This window comes from Micromonospora sp. NPDC000089, assembly GCF_042899365.1.
Taxonomy (GTDB): Bacteria; Actinomycetota; Actinomycetes; order Mycobacteriales; family Micromonosporaceae; genus Micromonospora.
Genome location: NZ_JBIAZT010000022.1, coordinates 19,611 through 36,310, shown reverse-complemented (window position 1 = coordinate 36,310; position 16,700 = coordinate 19,611). Strand labels below are relative to the sequence as shown.

Annotated in this window: 18 protein-coding genes and 3 pseudogenes; 9 read left to right on the top strand and 12 right to left on the bottom strand. The window is 71.1% G+C overall.

The features are described 5' to 3' along the window. Positions 1-13 precede the first annotated feature (13 nt). Positions 14-375, bottom strand: a pseudogene (locus ACFY3U_RS26555) (GNAT family N-acetyltransferase). 87 nt (positions 376-462) lie between these two features. Between ACFY3U_RS26555 and ACFY3U_RS26550 the strand changes: the two are divergent. The 7 genes and pseudogenes from ACFY3U_RS26550 to ACFY3U_RS26520 form a co-directional block, all read left to right on the top strand. Continuing rightward, a complete protein-coding gene (locus tag ACFY3U_RS26550; RefSeq protein WP_387206526.1) occupies positions 463-837 on the top strand; it encodes an ArsR/SmtB family transcription factor in 375 nt (124 codons plus the stop codon). 143 nt (positions 838-980) lie between these two features. After that, positions 981-1,676, top strand: coding sequence for a helix-turn-helix domain-containing protein (locus ACFY3U_RS26545; protein WP_387206524.1), 696 nt, complete (start codon positions 981-983; stop codon positions 1,674-1,676). Beyond that, complete coding sequence (locus ACFY3U_RS26540) at positions 1,669-1,950, top strand: three-helix bundle dimerization domain-containing protein (protein ID WP_387206522.1); 282 nt, start codon at positions 1,669-1,671, stop codon at positions 1,948-1,950. Before ACFY3U_RS26545 ends, ACFY3U_RS26540 begins: the two co-directional genes overlap by 8 nt. Next, positions 1,869-2,123: a hypothetical protein gene (locus ACFY3U_RS26535; protein WP_387206520.1), complete on the top strand. Its 255-nt coding sequence runs from the start codon at positions 1,869-1,871 to the stop codon at positions 2,121-2,123. The genes ACFY3U_RS26540 and ACFY3U_RS26535 overlap by 82 nt, the downstream gene beginning before the upstream one ends. A gap of 51 nt (positions 2,124-2,174) precedes the next feature. Further along, positions 2,175-2,900 (top strand): annotated as a pseudogene (locus tag ACFY3U_RS26530) (aquaporin); the annotation flags it as partial. Positions 2,901-3,083: 183 nt separating this feature from the next. Beyond that, positions 3,084-3,491, top strand: a complete 408-nt coding sequence (locus ACFY3U_RS26525) for an arsenate reductase ArsC (protein WP_387206518.1) — start codon at positions 3,084-3,086, stop codon at positions 3,489-3,491. 72 nt (positions 3,492-3,563) lie between these two features. Then, positions 3,564-3,737, top strand: a pseudogene (locus tag ACFY3U_RS26520) (NAD(P)/FAD-dependent oxidoreductase); the annotation flags it as partial. Between the two features lie 50 nt (positions 3,738-3,787). Here ACFY3U_RS26520 and ACFY3U_RS26515 read toward each other — a convergent pair. Beyond that, entirely contained in the window at positions 3,788-4,240 is a 453-nt protein-coding gene (locus tag ACFY3U_RS26515) for a hypothetical protein (protein ID WP_387206516.1), read from the bottom strand. 126 nt (positions 4,241-4,366) lie between these two features. Between ACFY3U_RS26515 and ACFY3U_RS26510 the strand changes: the two genes are divergently transcribed. Continuing rightward, positions 4,367-4,738, top strand: coding sequence for an ArsR/SmtB family transcription factor (locus ACFY3U_RS26510; RefSeq protein ID WP_387206578.1), 372 nt, complete (start codon positions 4,367-4,369; stop codon positions 4,736-4,738). A 474-nt stretch (positions 4,739-5,212) separates the two neighbouring features. Then, positions 5,213-5,938: a dienelactone hydrolase family protein gene (locus ACFY3U_RS26505; protein ID WP_387206576.1), complete on the top strand. Its 726-nt coding sequence runs from the start codon at positions 5,213-5,215 to the stop codon at positions 5,936-5,938. Between the two features lie 477 nt (positions 5,939-6,415). Here the strand turns inward: ACFY3U_RS26505 and ACFY3U_RS26500 are convergent, their stop codons facing one another. Genes ACFY3U_RS26500 through ACFY3U_RS26455 form a run of 10 tightly spaced genes read right to left on the bottom strand, consistent with a single transcriptional unit; the run spans position 6,416 to position 16,683 of the window. After that, positions 6,416-7,777 (bottom strand): NAD-binding protein, encoded by a 1,362-nt coding sequence (locus tag ACFY3U_RS26500; protein ID WP_387206514.1) that lies wholly within the window; start codon positions 7,775-7,777, stop codon positions 6,416-6,418. Next, entirely contained in the window at positions 7,774-9,036 is a 1,263-nt protein-coding gene (locus ACFY3U_RS26495) for a nucleotide sugar dehydrogenase (protein ID WP_387206512.1), read from the bottom strand. Before ACFY3U_RS26495 ends, ACFY3U_RS26500 begins: the two co-directional genes overlap by 4 nt. Next, complete coding sequence (locus ACFY3U_RS26490) at positions 9,033-9,923, bottom strand: phosphotransferase family protein (protein ID WP_387206510.1); 891 nt, start codon at positions 9,921-9,923, stop codon at positions 9,033-9,035. The genes ACFY3U_RS26495 and ACFY3U_RS26490 overlap by 4 nt, the downstream gene beginning before the upstream one ends. Beyond that, positions 9,916-10,755, bottom strand: coding sequence for a glycosyltransferase family 8 protein (locus ACFY3U_RS26485; protein WP_387206507.1), 840 nt, complete (start codon positions 10,753-10,755; stop codon positions 9,916-9,918). Before ACFY3U_RS26485 ends, ACFY3U_RS26490 begins: the two co-directional genes overlap by 8 nt. Continuing rightward, on the bottom strand, positions 10,752-11,807 hold the full coding sequence (locus tag ACFY3U_RS26480; RefSeq protein ID WP_387206505.1) for a hypothetical protein: 1,056 nt from the start codon (positions 11,805-11,807) through the stop codon (positions 10,752-10,754). Before ACFY3U_RS26480 ends, ACFY3U_RS26485 begins: the two co-directional genes overlap by 4 nt. Further along, entirely contained in the window at positions 11,807-12,499 is a 693-nt protein-coding gene (locus tag ACFY3U_RS26475; RefSeq protein WP_387206503.1) for an SDR family oxidoreductase, read from the bottom strand. Before ACFY3U_RS26475 ends, ACFY3U_RS26480 begins: the two co-directional genes overlap by 1 nt. After that, positions 12,496-13,743, bottom strand: coding sequence for a M20 family metallopeptidase (locus ACFY3U_RS26470; RefSeq protein ID WP_387206502.1), 1,248 nt, complete (start codon positions 13,741-13,743; stop codon positions 12,496-12,498). Before ACFY3U_RS26470 ends, ACFY3U_RS26475 begins: the two co-directional genes overlap by 4 nt. After that, positions 13,743-14,855 carry a glycosyltransferase family 4 protein gene (locus ACFY3U_RS26465; protein ID WP_387206499.1) on the bottom strand — a complete coding sequence of 371 codons (1,113 nt, stop codon included), beginning with the start codon at positions 14,853-14,855 and terminating at the stop codon, positions 13,743-13,745. The genes ACFY3U_RS26470 and ACFY3U_RS26465 overlap by 1 nt, the downstream gene beginning before the upstream one ends. Then, on the bottom strand, positions 14,852-16,012 hold the full coding sequence (locus ACFY3U_RS26460) for a glycosyltransferase family protein (protein ID WP_387206497.1): 1,161 nt from the start codon (positions 16,010-16,012) through the stop codon (positions 14,852-14,854). The genes ACFY3U_RS26465 and ACFY3U_RS26460 overlap by 4 nt, the downstream gene beginning before the upstream one ends. Continuing rightward, a complete protein-coding gene (locus tag ACFY3U_RS26455) occupies positions 16,012-16,683 on the bottom strand; it encodes a polysaccharide deacetylase family protein (protein ID WP_387206495.1) in 672 nt (223 codons plus the stop codon). The genes ACFY3U_RS26460 and ACFY3U_RS26455 overlap by 1 nt, the downstream gene beginning before the upstream one ends. Positions 16,684-16,700: the final 17 nt, after the last annotated feature.

The window sequence follows — 16,700 nt, the reverse complement described above, 5'->3', positions numbered from 1 at the left end:
GGCCAGGAACGGGTCAGGTGATGGTGGGGCTGCGGAGCTCGATCAGGACCACGTCGCGCCACCGGCCGTGGTGGCGGCCGATGCGTTCGCGCACGCCGACGACGCGGAAGCCGGCTCGCTCGTGCAGGGCCAGGCTGGCGGCGTTCTCGGGGAAGACGCCGGACTGGATGGTCCAGATCCCGGCGGCCTCGGTGGAGGCGACGAGCGCGTCGAGCAGCAGCCGGCCGGCGCCGTCGTCTCGACACTGGCGTTTCCCGCGTCGAGCCCCGCCTGGTAGATCGCCAGGACCGCGTCCGCGTCCGTCGCGGCCATCGGCCGTACGGCGACACCCGCCGTCCCCAGCGGGGTCGTCGGGCGGTCAGTCCCGGCAGTCATCGTGATCCTCCAGCTCACCGCAGCCTGTCTCGACGTCGGTCAAATCAGAGAGTTGCACGGTGATTAGAAGCCTGTCAACCTAGAGACATGTCTAAGCAGCCGGCGCCGCTCGTCGCCATCGACCTGAACGCGGCGACCTCCTGCTGTGCGCCGCTTGCGCAGCGGCGGGTGCCGCCGGAGGCGGCCGGGGCTCTCGCGGCGGCGTTCAAGGCGCTCGGCGACCCGGTACGCCTGCAGCTGATGTCGATGATCGCCTCCGCCCAGGGCGGGGAGGCGTGCGTCTGCGACCTCACACCGGCGTTCGACCTGACCGGCCCGACGATCTCCCACCACCTCCGGACGCTGCGCGAAGCCGGCCTGGTCGACGCGGAACGGCGCGGCACCTGGGTCTACTACCGCGCCCGGCCCGGCGCCCTTCGCCAGTTGGCGTCCCTGCTCGCCGTCGAGCCGGCCGGCTCGTAGCAACGCGCCCGCCGTGACGGGCGGGCGTGGGCAGGGAGGGTCGAAACGCTCGGTCGGCCGATGCCGCACACCCGGGCCTCGGTCGGCCGCTTCTCGGGGACCACTCTTTGCCAACCCCTTATAGCTCAGCTATTGTTGAGTCAATGAACGCTGAGCGTAATTCTCTGGCTGGGCGGGCGCGGATCCACGCCGCGCTCGGCGACCCGGCGCGGCTGGCGATCGTGGACGCGCTCACCCTCGGCGACGCGTCCCCCGGCGAGATCGCCCACACCCTCGACCTGCCCACCAACCTCGTCGCCCACCACGTCAAGGTCCTCACCGAAGCCGGCCTGGTGGTCAAGGGCCGCTCCGAGGGCGACAAGCGCCGCACCTACCTGCGGCTTCGGCCGGAGACCCTGGCCGTGCTGACCCCGCCGCCGCTGACCGGTGTCGGCCGGGTGGTGTTCGTCTGCACCCGCAACTCCGCCCGCTCGCAACTGGCCGCGGCGCTGTGGCAGGACCGCACCCACAGCCCGGCCGCGTCCGCCGGCACGCAACCGGCCGCCCGGGTGCATCCCCGCGCCGTGGCCGTCGCCGGCCGGCACGGGCTGCGCCTGGATCCCACCGCCACCGCCCACGTCACCGACGTCGTCCGCGACGACGACCTGCTCATCGCCGTGTGCGACAACGCCCACGAAGACCTCGCCGGGCCCGTTCGCCCCCGCCTGCACTGGTCGGTGCCCGACCCGGTCCGCGTCGACACCGACGAGGCGTTCGAGGCCGCGTTCGCCGACCTCGCCGCCCGCGTCGACCGGGTCGCCCCCGCCGTCAGCACCACCCCGGGAGACCGTCATGACTGACACCAGCCCCCACCCCTACGGAGAGGTCTCCATCGAGCGGTTCCTGCACTCCAGCTACGACCAGTTCGCCATCGCCAGCACCATCCCCCACCACCTGCCGCTGCTCGCCGAACGCTTCGCCGGCCAGCGCCTGCAGGCCCTCGCCCGCGTCGAGGGCCACCAATCGCACTCAACCCCGCCGCGACCGCCGCCATGGCCGAACGCGGCATCGACATCGGCGAGGAGTTCCCCAAGCCGTGGACCGACGAGGTCGTGCGCGCCGCCGACATCGTGATCACCATGGGCTGCGGCGACGCCTGCCCGGTCTTCCCCGGCACCCGCTACGAGAACTGGGACCTCGACGACCCCGCCGGCCTCGACACCGCCGACGTGCGTCCAATCCGCGACGAGGTCGAACGCCGGGTCCGCCGCCTCCTCGACGACCTGCACGTCCCCACCACCCGATAACCGAGCTGCCCGAGCCTTCGGGACAGCGACACCATGGGAGAGAACAGACCGATGACCCCCACCGTGTGGCGGCGCCTGCTGGCCGAGTTCACCGGCACCGCCCTGCTGGTCACTGCCGTGGTCGGCTCCGGCATCATGGCCACCACCCTCTCCCCGACCGACGCCGGACTGCAGCTGCTGGAGAACTCGATCGCCACCGCGTTCGCTCTCGCCACGCTGATCCTGATCTTCGGGCCGGTCTCCGGCGCGCACTTCAACCCCGTGGTCTCGGCCGCCGACTGGTTCCTCGGCCGCCGCGCCGGCACCGGCCTCACCGCCCGGAACCTCGGCGGGTACGTGGCGGCGCAGGTGCTCGGGGCGATCGCCGGCTCGGTGCTGGCCAACCTGATGTTCGACCTCGCCGCCGTCGACTTCTCCGGCAAGGATCGCGCCGCAAGCCACCTCTGGCTCGGCGAGGTCGTCGCCACGACCGGCCTGATCATGCTGATCTTCGCCCTCGCCCGCTCCGGCCGCGCCCCGGTCGCCCCCGCCGCCATCGGCGCCTACATCGGCGCCGCCTACTGGTTCACCTCGTCGACCTCGTTCGCCAACCCCGCCGTGACGATCGGCCGCGCGTTCACCGACACCTTCGCCGGCATCGCCCCCACCTCCGTACCCGGCTTCGTCCTCGCGCAGCTGGTGGGCCTCGCCGTCGGGGTTGGTCTGCTCGCCGCCCTCTACCCAGACGCCGGCGCTGCCGCCGACCAGGTCGTCGTACCCGCGGAGGAGGACGCCACCGTCCACCACCGCTCATGACAGACCGGCCTCACCACGCTCGGCCCACCTTCTCCGTCGTCAACCGGCGCTACGACCCCGGCCGCTACCGGCTCGTCGACCGCAACACCAGCCCCGCCCGCGTCCTGCCCCCTGACCTCGAAGCGCGGCCGGTCAACCGGCCCCGCACCCCATGAAAGGCACCCCATGAGCGACAAGCCCAGCGTCCTGTTCGTCTGCGTGCACAACGCCGGCCGCTCCCAGATGGCCGCCGGCTGGCTGCGTCACCTCGCCGGCGACACCGTCGAGGTCCGCTCCGCCGGCTCCGCACCCGCCGACACCGTCAACCCCGCCGCCGTGCAGGCCATGGCCGAGGTCGGCATCGACATCACCGACCAGACCCCCAAGCTCCTTGAGTACGCCACCGCGGAGTCCTCGGACGTGATCGTCACCATGGGCTGCGGCGACGCCTGCCCCGTCTTCCCGGGCAAGCGCTACGAGGACTGGAAGCTCGACGACCCGGCCGGCCAGGGCGTCGACGCCGTCCGCCCGATCCGCGACGACATCCGTGCCCGGGTGGAGAAGCTCCTCGCCGAGCTGCGCCCCACCGCCTGACACCCTCCCTTGTTCGCCGCCCGCCGGACCACCCGTCCGGCGGGCGGCTCACCCCTGAGCAGGAGCCCCGTCATGTCCGAACCCCAGCCGCTGATCATCATCGGTTCCGGGCCCGCCGGATACACCGCCGCCGTCTACGCCGCCCGCGCCAACCTCACACCTGTGGTCATCGAGGGCAGCCAGTCCGGCGGAGCGCTGATGACCACCACCGAGGTGGAGAACTTCCCCGGCTTCCCCGACGGCCTAGCCTGACCGGCACCGGCCCAGGGCCCCGCCAGCGCGGCCGGGCCCCGGGCCTACGGTGATTCGCCCAGGCGGGCGGCGATGTCGGCGACCGTCGCTTTCGCGGTCCGGCCGGCACCCACCAGCGGGGCCGACGCCGCCCCCGTCCAATCCCCGTAGCCGAGCAGGTAGAGGCGGCCCTCGTCCACCGGCCGGGTGCCCTCGACGGCCACCGTCCCCTGCCCCCATCCCGGCAACAAGGGCGCGAGGTGGGTGAGGTTGGGCCGGAACCCCGTACGCCAGATCACGGCGTCGCAGGACTCCTCGGCACCGTCGGCCCAGCGCACACCGCGCTCGGTCAACCGCGCGAACATCGGACGGGGGTGCAGGACGCCGCGATCACGGGCGTCGCGGACGCTGGGCACCATCACGATGTCGCCGAGGTCGCTGACACTCTCACCGGCCCCACCGGCGGCCTTGCGGGTGGCCACCCCGAACAGCACCCGACCGTCGACGTCGTCGGGCATGAACCGCGCCGGACGCAGGGTTCGATCCGAGATCATCATGCAGGCGGCAGAAGCGGTGGGCCCGCACTGGAACTCACGGTGATCCTGCCCTCGTTCACCAGCCGATCGACGGTGTCAGCTGCAACGATGCACGACGTGGGAACAGTGAAGACCGAGACGCCTGCCATCTCGCCCCTCGCCGGCGAGCCGATCGACCGCGCCGATGCCGAACGGCTCGCGGGAGTGCTCAAGGCGTTCGCCGACCCGGCGCGGCTGCGACTGCTCAGCCTGATCCAGTCCGCCCCGCAGGGAGAGGCGTCCGTCAGTGACCTCATCGCGCCCCTCGGACTCTCCCAGCCGACCGTCAGCCACCACCTACGGATCCTCACCGAGGCCGGCCTGCTCGAACGCGACAAGCGCGGCGTCTGGGCGTACTACCGCCTAGTGCCGTCCGCCATCGCCACGATCGCCGACCTGTTGACCCCACCTCGCAAGCGAGCAACGAAGAAGACCCGCTGACCGCCGCCATCGAAGACCGCCGCCGGCACCTCCTGCGAAGGCGATCACAGGCAGACGTGGCGCGGGCGGCGTATTCGGGTTGTCCACCGCACCTGTACACGGCGACGAAGCCAAGTGGGCTGGGCCTAGCGTAGTGGGCTCCCGAGCATGAGCCAGTTCTCCGAGGATGAGCCGCATGCGGTTGTCTCCCGATACGAGGCGACGCGCGCGGCCGCGTTGACCGAGCGGGACGAGCAGCTGCGGGCGTTTCATGCGGCCGGATGGCGGCCAGTCGATCTGCAGCGGGTCACCGGGTACAGCCGGGAGACGATCCGTCAGGCGCTCCGACCGGAAGTCCGCGTGTCCGCGCGGCCGCGAGGTCCCCGTGCCAGTCGTGCAGGTTCAGCACCAGGCGTTGGGTCTGCTCCCGACCCACTTTCTGCCAGCGGCGAATCCGGGCCGACCCGGGCTCGACGGTCGCTACTGTCCAGTCTCATGACGACGGTTACCGCGCGCACGGTCGAGTACCCGGCTGACGGCCTGACGATGATCGGGCACCTCGCGCTCCCGGCCGGTGTCGACCGCCGGCCCGCTGTCCTGGTCGGGCCCGAGGGGCCGGGGCTCAGCGACGTCGAGCGCCGCCGAGCCGACGCCCTGGCTGAGCTGGGGTACGTGGCGCTGGCCTTCGACATCCACGGCGGGCGCTGGTTCACCGACCCCGAGGAGATGCTGGCCCGGTGCATGCCGCTGCTCGCCGACCCCGATCGGATGCGGGGCATCGGCCACGCGGCGCTCGACGTCCTGCGCGCCGAACCGCGAACCGACCCCGACCGGATCGCCGCCGTCGGCTACGGCACCGGGGGCGCAATCGTGCTGGAGCTGGGGCGCGACGGCGTCAACCTGCGCGCGATCGGGACAGTCAACGGACTGATCACGGGCCGACCGGGCGAGGCGGCGCGCATTCGCTGCCCGGTGTGGGCCGGGGTCGGGTCGGAAGACCCGATCATGTCGCCCCCGCAACGGGAGGCGTTCACCGCCGAGATGCAGGCCGCGGGCATCGACTGGCGCCTCGTAACCTACGGCGGCGCCTTGCACGCCTTCCACCACCCGCCGGTCGACCAGCGCTTGCTCCCCGGCGTCGGCCACCACCCACGGCACGCGGAGCGGGCCTGGCGCGATGTCGTCGACCTGCTCGCCGAGTGCCTGCAAACAACGGGGTGATCCGGGTCGGCCGTACGACGACCCCGGCCCCGTCCGGGGAGACTGGCAGCCCTTGGGGTGCCCGGGAAGGTGCTCCGCCCCCGGCTGATCCCTGAGGAGGGTCGGGGTTCGGGAGCGGAGCCCTGAGAGGTTGGTTCGGTAGGCCTCGTCCATTCTGGATATCGGCCGGAGGGTGAGCGTGCGCCCCACCCTCCTGTCGGCGAACTTCTGCACCTCGCCGTGGCGTCACTGGCCGCGGGTCGCTTCCGGCGCGTGCGCGGTGCCGTCGGGGCTACGTAGCGGCGAACTCCTTCGCCGCTACGGTGAGCTGCCCGGGCCGGCTCTGCCGCCGCGACCGCCGTCTGCACGGCAAGGGCTTGAGGGGCCTTCGAGGGCGGTGCTGACCACCGGCCGCACGGCGCACATCATTAAGGGCTTGACCGACTGGCAGTAGGTCAAGCCCTTGATGATGGGTTAGGGCCGGGAGACACGGCCCGCTCACCCGGCGTATCGGTCGCTCAGGATGGTGGCCAGCGACCGCGACATCGAGAGAATCGTCAGCGCCGGGTTCGCCGCGCCGATCCGGGGGAATGCGCCCGGACCGGTGACGTAGACGCCCGGCAGCTCCTCGACATCGAGATCGACACCGATCGTGATCCCCGCTCCGCCGATCGGGTGCGTCGCTGATTCGTGTTCGTACTCGCCGTACGGGAGTTGGTAGTACGCCACGCTGTGCGCCGCCTGCCGGTGGATGCTCTCCTGGGCGTGGGTCCAGGTGCCTCTCATCTCCGTTTCGCTCCGTACGGACTCCTGACCCATGGCGCACGCGATGTCGCGGACGCGATCCTGCACGGCGGCGAGCTTCTGCTCGTCGGCGGTGGACAGCACCGGCGTGATGTTGGTGCCGGTCGGCGACGCCAGGAGGGTGCTCGATCCCTGATCGCTGTCGTCCTGCTCGACCACCGCGTGGATGTCGAGAAACCGGTCGCCGTTGGGCAGGGGCTCGAACTCGCGGACGAAGATGTTCGCGTCGAGTTCGGACACCGGAAGATACCCCGACCACACCTTCCGGTGCCGGAACTCGTTGAGCGGGACACCGGCCGGCAGCCGAACGAGCCCGCCCACGCAGAGGTGATCGGTGAGGTTCGTCTCCATCTCGCGGTCCAGCGACCGGCTGAGGAGTTGGACGTTGCCGATCGCCGAGGCCGCCAGCACGCATGCGTCGAACGGGCCCCGCCGCTCCGGGGCGCCGTCCGGGCCGACCACCTCGACGGTCCACGACCGGGCACCTTTCGGCTCCACCCGGACGGCAGCGGCCCGTACGATCTCCAGTGCGCGGGACCTGGCCAGCTCCATCACCGCCGTCAACGGCGTGTAGGCCGTCAGCCGTCGCCCGTCATCTAGGACCCGGACGGCCTGCGGGACGTGCCGCAGGCCGAGACCCGCCGCACCGGCCGACGGACGAGCGGGCCAGAGCTCGGGGAACGCGGGCTCCAGCTCCGCCGGGATCGACCGGTAGTAGCCCTTCGGTCCCGCCAGCCGGTCGACCCAGGCCGTCGGCCAGGCGTCGAGCGCGTACGGTTCGATGCCCAGGAGGACCCCGTGATAGCAGAGCGACCGGCCGCCGAGTCGCTCCGAGAGACCCCCGTCCGCCCCCCAGCCCTCCCCCGTCCATCGCCGCGTCTTCTCGTCACCCGGGTACGTCTCCCGATCCCACAGGATGTGGTCCCGACGGGTGGCCGGTCCCCGCTCGATCACCTCGATGTGCGCCGCACCCCGCGCGGCCAGCGCCGCGGCGAGTTCGAGACCGGCCATGCCGCCCCCGACCACCGCGATGCGGGGCTTGACGTCGCTGTTCACAGGGCCTCCACGTTGTCGGCGTTCTTCATCCGGTTGCGGCAGTCGAGCACGTGGCGAGCGGCGGCGAGCAGGTCGACGTCGAACGCGTCGTGGTCGGTGAGGATCACGGCCACGTCGGCCGCTTCGATCTCGTCGAGGGTCAACTCCGCCCGGTTGAGGTGCGGATGGACGCCCGGTTCCACGTGGGGGTCGACCAACCGCGCGTCGGCGCCCAGGTTCGTCAGCGACTCCGCGATCCGGACCGCCGGCGACTCCCGGACGTCTCCCGTGTTCTTCTTGTAGGCCATGCCGAGGAGCAACAGGCGCGCCCCGGCGATGGGCTTCCCCTGCGCCGCCAGCGCCTGCCCGACCCGGCCGACCACGTACTCGGGCATGCCGTTGTTGATGTCGTTCGCCAGGTCGACGAAGCGGACGGCCCGACCCAGGCGGTGCCCGACGTACCAGGAGAGGTACGTCGGGTCGATCGGCAGGCAGTGACCACCGACGCCAGGGCCCGGATCGAACCTCAGGTAGCCGTACGGCTTGGTCGCCGCCGCTTCGACGGCCTCCCACACGTCGATGCCGATCTCGTGGCCCAGCATCGACAGCTCGTTGACCAGAGCGATGTTGACGTGGCGAAACGTGTTCTCCAGCAGTTTGGCGAACTCGGCGACCGATGGGGAACTCACCGCCACCGTCCGGTCCACGATGGCGGTGTAGAAGGACTGGATCGCGACGAGGGACTCCGACGTGTTGCCCGACACCAGCTTCGGCGTGTTCTCGATCCGCCAGTCCGGGTTTCCCGGATCGACCCGCTCGGGGCTGTAACCGAGATAGAAGTCCACGCCGGCGACCAGTCCGGAGGCGGCCTCCAGCACGGGTGCGAGCACCTTCTCCGTCGTGCCGGGATAGGTCGTCGACTCCAGGATCACCGTCGTCCCCCGCCGGACGAAGGGCGCGAGGTGGCGCGCTGCCTGCTCGACGTAGGAGAGATCGGGTTCCCCGTTCCGCAGGGGGGTCGGAACCGTGATCACGGCGATGTCGAACTCGTCGTCGGGACGCAACGCGGCACGGGCGTGGAAGCGTCCGGTGGCCAGCGCCGCGACCAGCCGTTCGTTCGGGACGTCCTCGACGTAGGACCGGCCGGAGCACAACCGCTCGACCCGCCGCTCATCGGTGTCGACGCCGGTGACCACGAAGCCGACCTCGACCGCCCGCATCGCGAGGGGCAGGCCGACGTAGCCCTGACCGACGACGACGACGCGCTGGGGCCCGGTCACGGCTGCCCTCCCTCGTCCGCGGTCCGCAGGCGGTGGAGTTCGTCGCGCACGGTCGAGAGGTATCCGTCGACCCAGTCGCCCCCGGCGCCGCACTCCACGATGAGAGCCATGAGGGACCAGACCATCCGGTAGAACGCGAGGACGTAGGGGTCCTGCGGGGACGCGGTGCGGTAGCCGTCGAGACATCGTCGGAAGGCGTCCTCGCCCGACATCGAGAACCGGGCCAGGTCGAAAAGCGGGTCACCCACCATCGCGTCGCCCCAGTCGATCAGCCCGGCGAGGCGGCCATGGTCGTCCCAGACGTGCTTGGGCACCAGGTCTCCGTGCAGCAGGACACCGTGATCGACCCCGGCGACGTGGGCGCGGACGCGCCGGTGGCGCGACTGCGCGTCCACCTCGTCATGCAGGGCCGCGGGCAGGACGTGCTCCGGGACGGCTCGTCGGGCCTCGGCCACGACGCCGTCCAGGAACCCGGCCCAGGTGGCGGACGTACCGGCCGGGCCGTCGGCGACCGGGCCGAAGCCGGGCAGCCGGATGTCGTGCAGCCGCCGCAGGCTGCGGCCCGCGTCCGCCAGCACCTCGCTGTCGGGCTCGGCGGCGTGGCCGGGGAGCACGTCCACCAGCAGGAGATCGGACGGGAACGACGGATCCGCGGGCAGCAGGGCGGCGTGCGGTACCGGCACCCCGGTCGGGCGGAGCATCGTCAGGACCGCGGCCTCCCGCCTGATCCCCTCGGCGGCACCCATCTTGGCGACGAGTTCGCGCTCCCCGCACCGCACCAGATGGACGACGTTGAGGATCGACCCGGACAGCGGGCGGATCAGGAGCGCCGGACACCCCGTCACCTCCTCGATCCGGGCGAGCAACTGTTCGCCGACTTCAGGCATCCCGGGCCTCCAGCAGGTAGGAGTCGTACAACTCGTGCATGTCCGCGGGGAGGTAGCGGGTCTTCCACGGCTTCCGCCGACCGATGAAGTGGTAGATGGCGGGACGTACCGCCGACGACTCGCCGGTGGTCCACTCACGGGTGCCGACGTCGGGTGACTTGCCGGGGCGTTGGACGTAGTGGTTCCACTTCGGGTCGAGCCGGTGCCAGCCGTCATGCAGAACCACGTTGAGGGCGTCCTGGTCCGGCGTACGCAGGGTCGGCCGGGCGCGGACGTAGTCCAGAGCCTGCTCGGACACCCGCCGGGACCGCCAGGCGGCCAGCTCGATCACCAGCATGCCGGAGTTCAGGTACGGCCGGTGGTTCCAGGGCACGTCGCTGTCCGCCCCGACCAGCGTCCGGGCGTGACCGGGATCGACCCAGGTGTCCTCCACCGCTCCGACACCACCGTGCAGCTCCGCGGTGAACAGCGGTTCCAGGGAGTCGACCACGAGCATGTCGGCATCGAGATAGATCAGGCGTTCCGTGCCTTCGGGCACCAGCCGTGGGGCGATCAACCGGCCGTACATCGCGCTGGTCAGCAGCTCGTTGAGGGTTGCCGTCGCCAGACCCTCCAGTGCTCGCGAGCTGTCGGCGCCGACGATGGCGACGCCCGGCACGGCAGCCCGCAGGGCGGCGATCGACTCCGCACCGAGCCCGCAGTCCACGACCATGGGCAGGAACGGAGCGTCGGTGTTCCGGATCGCCGAGCGGAGGGCCACCCGGGCACCCGGCGCGTAGTTGTCGTCGACGCAGACACAGACGACGGGGTCGCGCTGCGGCGCGGCCGTCACGGCCGACCACCCCAGCCCACCGGGTGCATCGACATCGGCGTCGCGGCTCTGCGGACGCCCTGCTCGATCGCGGAGAGGATGTCCTGCAACGCCAGCGCGCGATCGGTGTCGACGATGAGCGGATCGGTCGCGGCCGTACGCCACGCGGACCATGATGCTTCGATGAAGGCGACCACCTTGTTGATACCTCGTATTCTCGGGTGAATGTCGTCCAGGCCGACTGCGGTCATCAATTCCTCGCGGTACCGGCCGGTGGGGAGGAGTTCCCGGATCAAGAGCGAGTCGCAGTCCCACTTCGGGTCGTCGAAGTTCATGAGGAAGGAATAGACGTGATCCCCGCTCCGCAGGAGGGCGTGGATTCTTCTGGTGCGATGCGGCCAGGCGAAGGACGACGACAGGGTGACCCGGGTGCCCAGGCTCGACCCGACGGCCGAGAACGACTCGGGCAGCGGTTCGCCCGCGCGCGAGTAGTCGCTGTCGGTCAGGTGACCGTCCCAGGCGACCCCGGCCAACGGCGTGAGGATGAGATCCACGAGGTCCACCACGTGGATCGCCTCGGACATCACCCCGGAGGTCGGCCGGTGATCGAAGACCCGGTTCTTCCCCCAGTCCGCCTCGACCTTCATGATCGTGGTTTCCGGGCCCAGGCCCCGGATCCAGTCCCGGGCCTGTTGCACGATCGGTGAGAATCGTTCGACCAGGTTCATGGACACGGCATGTCGGCTCAGGCTCGTGGCGGAGCGGACCGAGCTGGGCCCGTCGTGTGCCAGCGGTTTCTCCGTGAGGACCAGCGCCCGGGGATAGCTCCGCAGCTGGTGGAACACGTCCTCGTGAGCGACCTCGTTGGTGGTGTTGCAGATGACGTGCGGGCGGAAGCGGTCGAGCGCCGTCTCGACGTCGTGGTATCGCCGCACCCGGTCGTCGGCGGCGAGCCGTCTCGGGTCCGCGACCGCCAGTTCGGCGGGGAGACGGCCGGTGTCGTCGAGAAACTCGAACGCCCGGCGGAACCGGCTCCCCGCGTACCCCTCGCCGACGATGAGGACGCGGTTCATCAGCGCACCTGCCCCATGGGCGCGAGGGTGAGATCCCGGACCTCGACCGTCTCCGGTAGGGAGAGGACGTAGTCGACGGCGCCCGCGACGTCGTCCGCCGACAGCGGCTCGAAGCCGCCGTACAGGTCGAGGTCGTGCGGCGCGGTGCGGCTGTAGGCGGCCTCGAAGGAGGTGCCGCCGATGAAGCCCGGGGTCACCGTCGAGACCCTGGTCGGCCGGCCGTTCAGCCTGGCTCTGGACCGATGGTCGGCGACGGCGTGGTGGGCGGCCAGCTTGGAGAGCGAGTAGGAGAGCGATCCGGGTGTCTCGGACATCCGCAGCGCCGCCAGGGAGCTGATGTGCACGAACTGGTTCAGGGACGGGCACAGTCGCTCGGCGGCGGAGAGCACACACAGCAGGCCGAGCACGTTGGTCTCGAAGACCTCCTTCCAGAGGTCGACGCGGGCGGATTCCAGCGGGGCGTAGAGCCCGATGCCGACGCAGTTCACGATGTAGTCGACCGGCCGACGGTCCGCGAGCAGGGAGAGGCACCTGTCGACGGCGGCCGGGTCCCGGATGTCCGCCGGCACGTCGTCCGGTCCCGGTAGGGGCCGTCGGGAGACGGCGATGACCCGGTCGCCGGCGGCCCGCCGACGTGCGGTCACGGCCGCGCCGACACCCGATGATCCGCCGAAGACCACACCGACCCTCACTTGGTACTCCTCAGGAAGTTGGCCAGCAGCCGAATGCCCCGCTCCCACTGGGCCAGGTCGAGCTTTTCGTCGATGCCGTGCGCCTCGGTCAGGGAGCCCGCGCCGAAGACGACCGTCGGCAGCCCGAGCACGCTGCGATAGAGCCGGGCGTCACAACTGACGTTCCAGGTTCGGCCGGCGGCCGGCACCGGGTCCCCGACCGGATCCGGTACGAGTGTCCTGGCGAGCGCCACCTCCCGCTGGTCGCCCAGGTAGCCGCCGTTGCGCATGCCGGAGAAGTCGAGGCGCGTCCCGATCCGGGGGAAGGTGGCGCCCAGGCGCTTCCGCAGCGCGGTCGACAGCCGCTCCGCCGCTGCTGCCGGCGTTTCCCAGGGAAGCACCCCGACGGTGACGTCGAGTCGTACGGACTCCGGACGCGAGCCGAACCACTGACCGCCCGCGATCGCGCTGACGTTTACCTGGATCGGATTCGCGCAGTCGGCGAAGCTGGCGTGGGCGCGGGCGACGGCCGTCAGCTCCCGTTCCTCGTCCACCAGCATGGCGACCAACGGACCGATGGCGTCGACCAGGCGTCCGTCGGAACCACCGATGTGCGCGGACGGCCCGAGCAGCTCGATCGTGCCCAGCACGACACCCCGGTGTCCGGTGTAGACGACCAGGTCGGTGGGTTCGAGCACGACCACGGCCGTGGCCGCGCGCCCCCACAGGCACGACGACAACGCCCCGTTGCCGCCGATCTCCTCCTCGACGACCAGGTCCAGTTCGACCGGCCGGCGGCGGATCCCCCGGCCGTCCAGGAAGTCGAGCGCCGCAGCCACCATCACGAGGTTGCCCTTCGTGTCGGCGGTGCCCCTGCCGACGAGGTGTGCCCCGTCCAACCGGGGCACGAACGCGTCGGTGAAGCGTGGCGTGGCGGGAACGACGTCCAGGTGCGCGCTGAACAGCACCCGGTCGGACGGGCTGCCGGACCCGCCGCAGTCAACGTGCACGTTCTGCCGCAGGGAGCCGGGAAGCTGCGGGAACCTGTTCGGGTTCGCCAGCGGGTGCCGCAGCGTGTCGGGATGGCGGTCCTCCCGGCGTACGGTGAAGCCGCGCGCGGCGAAGTAGTCGGCCGCCCAGTCGCCGGCTCGATGCTCGTCGGGCGAGGTCGACGGTATCCGCACCAGTTCCATGAGCGAGGCGAGATAGCCGTCCCGGCGGTCGGTGAACCAGTCGGTGAACCCGTACTCATCGGCGACGTCCATCATGCGACGACCGGTTCTTCCGTGCGTGCCCCCGGTGCCGACAGCAGCTCCAGCAGCGCGGATCCGTAGCTCCGCAGCGCGACCTCGTCGTCCGCCCGCTCCGGCGGACGCGGCGGCACGGCGCGGCCGTTCGCCGTCATCTCGACGGCGATGCGGTCGAGCGTGCGGGCCAGGGCCGCCGGGTCGCGGCAGTCAACATAGACGGCGTTGCCGCCGGCCGCCGCACGATGGCCGGGTATGTCGGAGAGCACGAGATGCGGTACACCGTGGCGGACAGCCTCCAGCACGGACAGCGGGATGCCCTCGGCCCTGCTCATGGAGACGAAGACGTCGGTCGACCTGAGCAGGTGCCGCACCGTCGGCTGATGCCAGATCGCTCCCCGCCAGTCGATCCGGTGCAGGACACCCGACTCCTGGGCCAGTCGCCACACGCGGATCAGGTCGGATCCGTCGCCGATGACGGACAGCCTCGGCTCGTCCGGACCGGACGAGGTCATCGCCAGGGCGGCCACCACGTCGTCCAGGCCCTTGTGTGGCTCGACGTCCGACACGGTCAGCAATGTCAGGCCGGCCGGCGGCGATGCGCCGGCCACCGGCGTGGGGGGCGCGACGTTGGCCAGGGTCCGGACCCGCTCGGGATCGAGCCCGACGACGTCCACCAGGAAAGTCCGGGCCCCGCCCCCCACCGCGACCATCTCGTCACGCCGGGCGAGCAGCCGGTCGAGCGCGTTGACGGCCGGGTTCCGGAGTCGCGAGTAGTCGGAGTGACAGAACCGGATGACCCTGCGCGCCCCCGCTCCGAGCAGCGCCAGCCGCAGTCGCGGATAGAGCCGGCCGTAGCCGAAGTGCAGGAGCACCGTCGCGTCGCCGCAGGTCTCGGACAGCACCCGCCGGCGGGCCAGCACGCCCGGTGGCAGCACGCGGACCGACACGCGCGGGTCGCACTCGACCACCAGGCTGTTTCCCGCTCCTCCGGCCAGGATCAGGATGACGACGTCGTGCCCCGCCTCGGCACACAACCTCGCCTGCATCATGACCACCCGCTCCAGTCCGCCGACCGCGAACTGGCGCATGATGATGACGACCCTTGCGGTGCTGTCCGGCACGGTCATCGGTCCCCCCGATCCGCGCCGACGAGTGCGGCCAGCCGCGCGGCGCTCGTCCGCGCGCCACCCATCCGGGGCGGATTGCGGGTGGGACGCGGGTCGTCCAGGGCCGCGCGTACGACACCACCGAGGAACTCCTCGGTCCACCGCTCCTTGGGTACGAACCGGACCAGCCCCAACTCGTCGAGCCGGCGCGCGTGGATCTCCTGCTCCCGTTCGTGGACCTGCCGGGGCACGAGGATCGCGTTGACCCGCGTCGCCAGGACCTCGCTGACCGTGCTCGCGCCCGCGGCGCCCACGAAGAGACGGGCCCGGGCCAGCAGCGGCCGGATGTCCCGAACGTCGTGTCGGATCCGGACCCGAGGGTCGTCGCGGCAGGCCGCCAGCAACATCCTGGCGTGCTCCGGTTCCAGGTACGGGCCGGGCAGGACGACGATCTCGTCGAACACCGGGGAGGCCATCAACGTGCGCGCCAGTACCTGCCAGAAGGGCCAGGACGCCTGGCCCCCGCCCATGGCTGCGACCACCGTCGCCGACCGCTGGTCCGCGGCCGGGTCGACCGGGTCCGGCAGATCCGGATAGCCGACGTAGTGGAGCCGCTCGGCGAGATCCGACGGGAAGTCGTAGTAGCTGGCCAGGTCGAAGACGTCCGGGTCGATGTTGACGTGGATCTCCCGGTAGGTGGCGAGGATGAAGGAGAGCGCTTCCGGCGTGAGGTACTTGCGATGCGTGCGCTCGACGCTGTCGAGCACTCCCCGCCAGGTCAGCACCGCCGACGTTCCCGGGCCGGTCTCGGTCAGCGCCTTGGCCAACTCACCGTGCTGACCAGCGATCTCGTGGTTGACGACGAGGAGATCCGGCGGGATCGCTCGCAGGTGCTCGCGGAACAGGGCACCGCGCAGGTCGATGAGCTCCTCGTACGACAGGTTGCTGACCGGCGCCGAACCATAGTTCCGCTGGTCGTCGTAGTTGCGGTAGCCCGGCACCTTCATGATGTCGCAGTCGGCCGGCAGCATGCTCAGTCCGTGGAACGCCCCGGTGATGCCCGCCACCCGGACGTCCTGCCGGGAGGTCAGCGCCAGGAACGCCCGGATGAGCTTCGCCGACTCGTAGGTGTGCCCGAGGCTGCGTCCGTTGTGCCAGTAGAAGGTTGCCTGCCGCATCATCCACCCCTTTTGTCGGTACGGTCCGTGAAGTCGTGGGAGACGATCGAGGCGGGGTCGACGCCGGCGAACCTGCTGCGGCGGTAGGTCAGCCGGCGGATGTTGAGGGCCCTGCCGTCCCCGTCGCCGGTACGGAAAGCGGCGCCGTAGCGACGGCCGACCTGCTCCTCGACGGCCGGCGAGCTGCGCCCGTAGGGATAGCAGAAGGCGGCCGGCCGGGGAAGGCGCTCAGCGGCGTAGAACCGCAGCTCCCGGTCGAGCTCGTCGTCGACGGAGGCGGGCTCGGCCAGGGCCGGCAGGTCGGCGTGGGAGTAGGTGTGTCCGAGCAGTTCACCCCCCAGGGCGAGCCAGGTCCCCACGTCCTGCGGGGTGAGGTAGGACGGATCGCCGCTGATGAGGTGGCCGGGGACGGCCGCCAGCCCGAATGCCCAGTCGTACCGGGCCATGAGCGGGCCGGCGTGCTCCAGCGTGGAGCGGTATCCGTCGTCGAAGATGAGACACACCCCGGGCGGATCGAGTTCGCTTCGCGCCGCCTCGGTGACGTGGCTCGGCGACAGCATGGGAAGTCCGTGGGCCGCCACCGCCTCGACGATGCCCGACAGCTCGTCGGGCCGGATGTCGAACTCACCGGCAGGCGACTCGGTGATGTCGTGCAGACAGAGTGTCAGCATGGATTCCTCACTCGTCG

What these genes read in the sequence shown, in the direction of transcription:
- ACFY3U_RS26550 (WP_387206526.1), top strand. Translation starts at nt 463, where the DNA reads ATGTCTAAGCAGCCGGCGCCGCTCGTCGCCATCGACCTGAACGCGGCG.
- ACFY3U_RS26545 (WP_387206524.1), top strand. Translation starts at nt 981, where the DNA reads ATGAACGCTGAGCGTAATTCTCTGGCTGGGCGGGCGCGGATCCACGCC.
- ACFY3U_RS26540 (WP_387206522.1), top strand. Translation starts at nt 1,669, where the DNA reads ATGACTGACACCAGCCCCCACCCCTACGGAGAGGTCTCCATCGAGCGG.
- ACFY3U_RS26535 (WP_387206520.1), top strand. Translation starts at nt 1,869, where the DNA reads ATGGCCGAACGCGGCATCGACATCGGCGAGGAGTTCCCCAAGCCGTGG.
- ACFY3U_RS26525 (WP_387206518.1), top strand. Translation starts at nt 3,084, where the DNA reads ATGAGCGACAAGCCCAGCGTCCTGTTCGTCTGCGTGCACAACGCCGGC.
- ACFY3U_RS26515 (WP_387206516.1), bottom strand. Translation starts at nt 4,240, where the DNA reads ATGCCCGACGACGTCGACGGTCGGGTGCTGTTCGGGGTGGCCACCCGC.
- ACFY3U_RS26510 (WP_387206578.1), top strand. Translation starts at nt 4,367, where the DNA reads ATGCACGACGTGGGAACAGTGAAGACCGAGACGCCTGCCATCTCGCCC.
- ACFY3U_RS26505 (WP_387206576.1), top strand. Translation starts at nt 5,213, where the DNA reads ATGACGACGGTTACCGCGCGCACGGTCGAGTACCCGGCTGACGGCCTG.
- ACFY3U_RS26490 (WP_387206510.1), bottom strand. Translation starts at nt 9,923, where the DNA reads ATGCCTGAAGTCGGCGAACAGTTGCTCGCCCGGATCGAGGAGGTGACG.
- ACFY3U_RS26480 (WP_387206505.1), bottom strand. Translation starts at nt 11,807, where the DNA reads ATGAACCGCGTCCTCATCGTCGGCGAGGGGTACGCGGGGAGCCGGTTC.
- ACFY3U_RS26470 (WP_387206502.1), bottom strand. Translation starts at nt 13,743, where the DNA reads ATGGACGTCGCCGATGAGTACGGGTTCACCGACTGGTTCACCGACCGC.
- ACFY3U_RS26465 (WP_387206499.1), bottom strand. Translation starts at nt 14,855, where the DNA reads ATGACCGTGCCGGACAGCACCGCAAGGGTCGTCATCATCATGCGCCAG.
- ACFY3U_RS26460 (WP_387206497.1), bottom strand. Translation starts at nt 16,012, where the DNA reads ATGCGGCAGGCAACCTTCTACTGGCACAACGGACGCAGCCTCGGGCAC.
- ACFY3U_RS26455 (WP_387206495.1), bottom strand. Translation starts at nt 16,683, where the DNA reads ATGCTGACACTCTGTCTGCACGACATCACCGAGTCGCCTGCCGGTGAG.